The sequence below is a fragment of the Streptomyces boluensis genome, assembly GCF_009908195.1.
Lineage (GTDB): Bacteria > Actinomycetota > Actinomycetes > Streptomycetales > Streptomycetaceae > Streptomyces > Streptomyces boluensis.
The window spans coordinates 1-4954 of sequence record NZ_JAAAHS010000489.1; the positions used below are offsets into that span (position 1 = coordinate 1).

3 protein-coding genes are annotated in these 4954 nt (G+C 73.6%); all 3 read left to right on the plus strand.

All coding sequences use genetic code 11. The features are described 5' to 3' along the window. A partial coding sequence (locus GUY60_RS34360) for an isochorismatase family protein (RefSeq protein ID WP_188133193.1) occupies positions 1-634 on the plus strand: 634 nt, incomplete at its 5' end. 5 nt (positions 635-639) lie between these two features. Beyond that, positions 640-879, plus strand: a complete 240-nt coding sequence (locus GUY60_RS34365) for a phosphopantetheine-binding protein (RefSeq protein WP_161705092.1) — start codon at positions 640-642, stop codon at positions 877-879. Further along, the gene (locus tag GUY60_RS34370) at positions 876-4841 is read left to right on the plus strand and encodes a non-ribosomal peptide synthetase (protein ID WP_161705094.1); all 3966 of its coding nucleotides are present in this window, start codon (positions 876-878) and stop codon (positions 4839-4841) included. The genes GUY60_RS34365 and GUY60_RS34370 overlap by 4 nt, the downstream gene beginning before the upstream one ends. Positions 4842-4954: the final 113 nt, after the last annotated feature.

Genomic DNA, 4954 nt, shown 5'->3' on the forward strand with positions numbered 1-4954 from the left:
CCCCGCCATCGCGCCCTACCCCATGCCCACCCCCGACGAGCTGCCCGCGAACCGCGTGCAGTGGACCGTCGACCCCGGCCGGGCCGTGCTGCTCGTGCACGATCTGCAGAACTACTTCCTGCGCGCCTTCGAGCAGGACAAGTCGCCGGTCACCGAACTGCTCGCCAATGTCGGGCAGTTGACGAAGGAGGCGCGGAGCCTCGGGGTGCCGGTCGTGTACTCGGCGCAGCCCGGCGGGCAGTCCCCGGACGAGCGCGGGCTTCAGCAGGACTTCTGGGGTCCGGGTCTGCCCGACGACGAGTCCGCGAAGGCCATCGCGCCGGCCGTCGCGCCCGAGGACGGCGACACCGTGCTCACCAAGTGGAAGTACAGCGCGTTCGTCCGCACCGACCTCGCGGACATGATGCGCGAACAGGGCCGCGACCAGCTGGTCATCGTCGGCGTGTACGCGCACATCGGCGTCATGATGTCCGCCTGCGACGCCTGGATGCGGGACATCCAGGCGTTCCTCGTCGCTGACGCCGTCGCCGACTTCTCCCGCGCCGACCACGAGCTCGCCCTGCGCTGGGCGGCCGCCAAGTGCGCCGTCGTCACCACGACCGGCGCGACCTTCCCGACCACCCAGGGGGCCTGAGCGCCATGGCAGCGACCACACTCACCGTCGAGCGGATACGCGCGGACGTCGCGGACGTGCTCGGGGAGGACGTCGAGGACATCCCCGTCGACGAGAACCTCGTCGACTACGGCCTCGACTCCGTCCGCATCATGGCCCTCCTGGAGCGCTGGCGCCGCGACCACGGCGTCGAGGCCACCTTCGTCGACCTCGCCGAACAGCCCGCCGTCGAGGCCTGGGCGCCGCTGCTCGGAGCGGCGGCATGACCGCGCTCCTCGAACCCGCCACGGACGCCTCTTCGGGTGCCGAGCGTCAACTCCCGCTCACCGCCGCCCAGTCGGGCATGTGGTACGCGCAGGCCCTCGACCCGGCGAGCCCCGCGCAGAACACCGCCGAGTGCGTCGAGATCCACGGCCCGGTCGAGCCACGCCTCTTCGCCGGGGCCCTGCACCGCGTCGCCGGGGAGGCCGACGCGCTGCGGGTCCGCCTGGTGGAGACCGCCGACGGGCCCCGCCAACTCCCGCTGGTGCTCGGCGAGTTGGACGCCCCGGCCGCAGGGGACGCGGTGCGCTTCCCGTTCAAGGCGCACGACCTGCGCGGCCTCGACGACCCGGACGCCGCTGCCCGCGCCCGGATGGACGCCGACCTCGCGGTCCCCTTCGACCTGGCCGCCGGGCCGCTGTTCCAGCACGCCCTGTACCGCGTCGCCGACGAGCGCTGGCTCTGGTTCCAGCGCGTCCACCACGCCGTCATGGACGGCTTCGGCTACTCGCTGCTCGCCCGCCGCACCGCCGAGGTGTACACCGCGCTCGCCGCCGGTGCCGAGCCGGGCCCCAGCCCCTTCGGGCGGCTCACCGACCTCGTCGCCGAGGACACCGCGTACCGCACCTCGGACGCGTACGCCGCCGACCGCGCACACTGGGGCGCCGCCTTCGCCGACCGCCCCGAGGCCGTGAACCTCGCCGGGCGCACCGCGCTGCCGTCCCGCACCTTCCGCCGCCGCACCGCACACATCGGCACCGAACTCACGGGCCAGGTCAAGGAGTTGGCCGCGTCGATGCGCGCCACCTGGCCCGAGGTGCTGATCGCCGCGCAGGCCCTGTACCTGTCGCGCGCCACGCACGCCGACGAGGTCGTCCTCGGCCTGCCGATGATGGGCCGCATGGGCTCCGCCGCCCTTCGCATCCCCGGCATGGTCATGAACGTGCTGCCGCTGCGCCTCACCGTCGCCCCGCAGGCCACCTTCGCCGAGCTGACCCGGCAGGTCGTCCTCGGCATCCGCGCCGCCCGCAAGCACCAGCGGTACCGGTACGAGGACATCCGCCGCGACCTCGGCCTGCTCGGCGAGGGCCGCGCCCTGGTCGGTCCGCTCGTCAACGTCATGCCGTTCGACTACGGGCTCACCTTCGGCGGCGCCCCCACCGACGCCCACAACCTGTCCGCGGGACCGGTCGACGACCTCACCGTCAACGTCTACGACCGCGCCGACGGCAGCGGCCTGCGCATCGACTACGACGGCAACCCCGCCCTGTACGAGGAGGACGGACTCGGCGTCCACCAGCGCCGTTTCCTGGAGCTGCTGCAACGGATCGCCGCCGCCGACCCGCATGCCCCGCTGGCCCGGCACGGGATCTGCACGGGTACCGAACGCGCCCTGGTACTCGACGAGTTCAACGCCACCGCGCGGGACGTGCCGCCGACCACCCTGATCGGCCCCATCGAGGCGCAGGCCGTGCGCACCCCGGACGCGCCCGCCCTGGTCTTCGGCGGCACCACCCTCACGTACGCCGAACTGAACGCCCGCGCCAACCGGCTGGCGTGGCATCTCGCCTCGCTCGGGGTGCGGCCGGGCGCGCTGGCCGCTGTCGCCGTGCCGCGCTCCCTCGACCTGGTCGTCACGCTGCTCGCCGTGGCCAAGGCGGGCGGCGCTTATCTGCCGCTCGACCCGGACTATCCGGCCGAGCGGCTCGCCTACATGGTCGAGGACGCACAGCCCGCCGTGGTCGTCGCCGACACTGCCGCACGCGTCCCCGCCGGGGTCGACGTACCCGCCGTGGTCCTCGAACACCTCGACACCAGCGAACAGTTGGGCGTCAACCCGGGCCGGCCGCTGACCCCGCAGCACCCCGCGTACGTCATCTACACCTCCGGCTCCACCGGCCGCCCCAAGGGAGTCGTCGTGCCGCACGGGGCCATCGACAACCGGCTGCGCTGGATGCAGGCCGAGTACCCGCTCGGCCCCGGCGACCGGGTGCTGCAGAAGACGCCGTCCGGCTTCGACGTGTCCGTGTGGGAGTTCTTCTGGGCCCTGCGCGTCGGCGCGACGATCGTGATGGCGGAGCCCGGTGGCCACAAGGACCCCGCCTACCTGGCCCGCACCATCGCCGAACAGTCCGTCACCACCTGCCACTTCGTGCCGTCGATGCTGCAGGTCTTCCTCGCCGAGCCGGGCGCCGCCGACTGCACCGGGCTGCGGCGCGTGTTCTGCAGCGGCGAGGCCCTGCCCCGCGAGACGGTCCAGGAGTTCGGCCGCACCCTGCCCGAGGTCGAGCTGCACAACCTGTACGGCCCCACCGAGGCCGCCGTCGACGTCACCTACCACCCCTGCGACACCCGCCCCTCCGTCACCGGGCCCGTACCGATCGGCAAGCCGGTGTGGAACACCCGCAGTTACGTCCTGGACGCGGCCCTGCAGCCGTGCCCGCCCGGCGTGCCCGGCGAACTCCACCTGGCGGGCGTCCAGTTGGCCACCGAGTACCTGGGCCGCCCGGCGCTCACCGCGTCCCGCTTCGTCGCCGACCCGTACGGACCGGCCGGCAGCCGCATGTACCGCACCGGCGATCTGGCCCGCTGGACCGAACACGGCGAGATCGAGTACCTCGGCCGCACCGACCACCAGGTCAAGCTGCGCGGCCTGCGTATCGAACTCGGCGAGATCGAGACCGAGTTGGCCGCCTGCGAGGGCATCACCGGCGCCTGCGTCCTGGTCCGCGAGGACCGGCCCGGCGACCAGCGCCTCGTCGGCTACGTCACCGGCCCCGCCGACCTGGACGTGACGGCCGTACGCGACCGGCTCGCCCGCACCCTGCCCGACTACATGGTCCCCGGCGCCCTGCTCGTCCTCGACGACTTCCCGCTCAGCCCCAACGGCAAGCTGGACCGCAAGGCCCTGCCCGCACCCGCACAGGCCGCGACCGGGGCCGGGCGCGCACCCCGCGACCCGCGCGAGGAGACCCTGACCAGGCTGTTCGCCGAAGTGCTCGGCCGGGACCAAGTGGGCGTCGAGGACAGCTTCTTCGAGCTCGGCGGCACCTCCCTGCTCGCCGCCCGCCTGGTGCGCCGCGTCCGCGACACCCTCGGCACCGAACTCGCCATCGGCGCCCTCTTCCAGGCCCCCACCCCGGCCGCGCTCGCCGGGCGGCTCGACTCCGGGCTCGGCAACGACGCGGTGCTCAGAACCCTGCTGCCGCTGCGCGCCACCGGCCGCCGCACCCCGCTGTTCGTCTTCCACCCGGCGGGCGGCATCAGCTGGTGCTACTCCGGGCTCCTCTCCCGGCTCGACCCGGACCAGCCGGTGTACGGGCTCCAGGCCCGCGGCCTCCTCGGCGAGGGTGAACTGCCCGCCACCATGGAGGAGATGGCCGCCGCGTACGTCGAGGAACTCCGCGCCGTACAGCCGCACGGCCCCTACCGGCTGCTCGGCTGGTCCGTCGGCGGCGTCGTCGCGCACACCGTCGCCGTACTCCTCCAGGAGGCCGGTGAGCGGGTCGAACTCCTCGCCCTGCTCGACGCCTACCCCTCCGACCAGTGGCAGGACCAGGCCGTTCCCGCCGAGGCCGACGCGCTCACCGCGCTGCTCCGCATGGCCGGGTACGAACGCACCGACGAGCTGACCCGCGAGGACGTGCTCGCCACCCTGCACCGCGAGGGCAGCGCCCTGGCCGGGCTCAGCGACACCACCCTGGCCGCCGTCGTCGACATCGTCGTCAACAACGCCCACCTGATGCGCGGCCACCGCCACCGGCCCTTCGACGGCGACCTGTTGTTCTTCACGGCCGCCGCGCCGCGCGCCGAGGACTGGCTGACCTCCGCCGCCTGGCACCCGTACGTCCGTGGCACCCTGGACGACCACCCCGTCGACTGCCTGCACCCGCAGCTCACCCAGGCACCCCACCTGGACGAGATCGTCGACGTACTCAGCAGCCGCCTCAAGGAGCTCGACGGATGACAGCCGCAGCCGGGCCGCCCGCGCCGGGCCCCTTCGACAAGCCCGCCGACGGGCAGGACCGGAACCCCACCCACCTGGTCCTGGAGAACATGCGCGCCGAGCGCTCCCTGTGG

Bases quoted from the DNA above. Each gene is read 5' to 3' on its own strand.
- GUY60_RS34365 (WP_161705092.1), top strand. From the start codon at position 640: ATGGCAGCGACCACACTCACCGTCGAGCGGATACGCGCGGACGTCGCG.
- GUY60_RS34370 (WP_161705094.1), top strand. From the start codon at position 876: ATGACCGCGCTCCTCGAACCCGCCACGGACGCCTCTTCGGGTGCCGAG.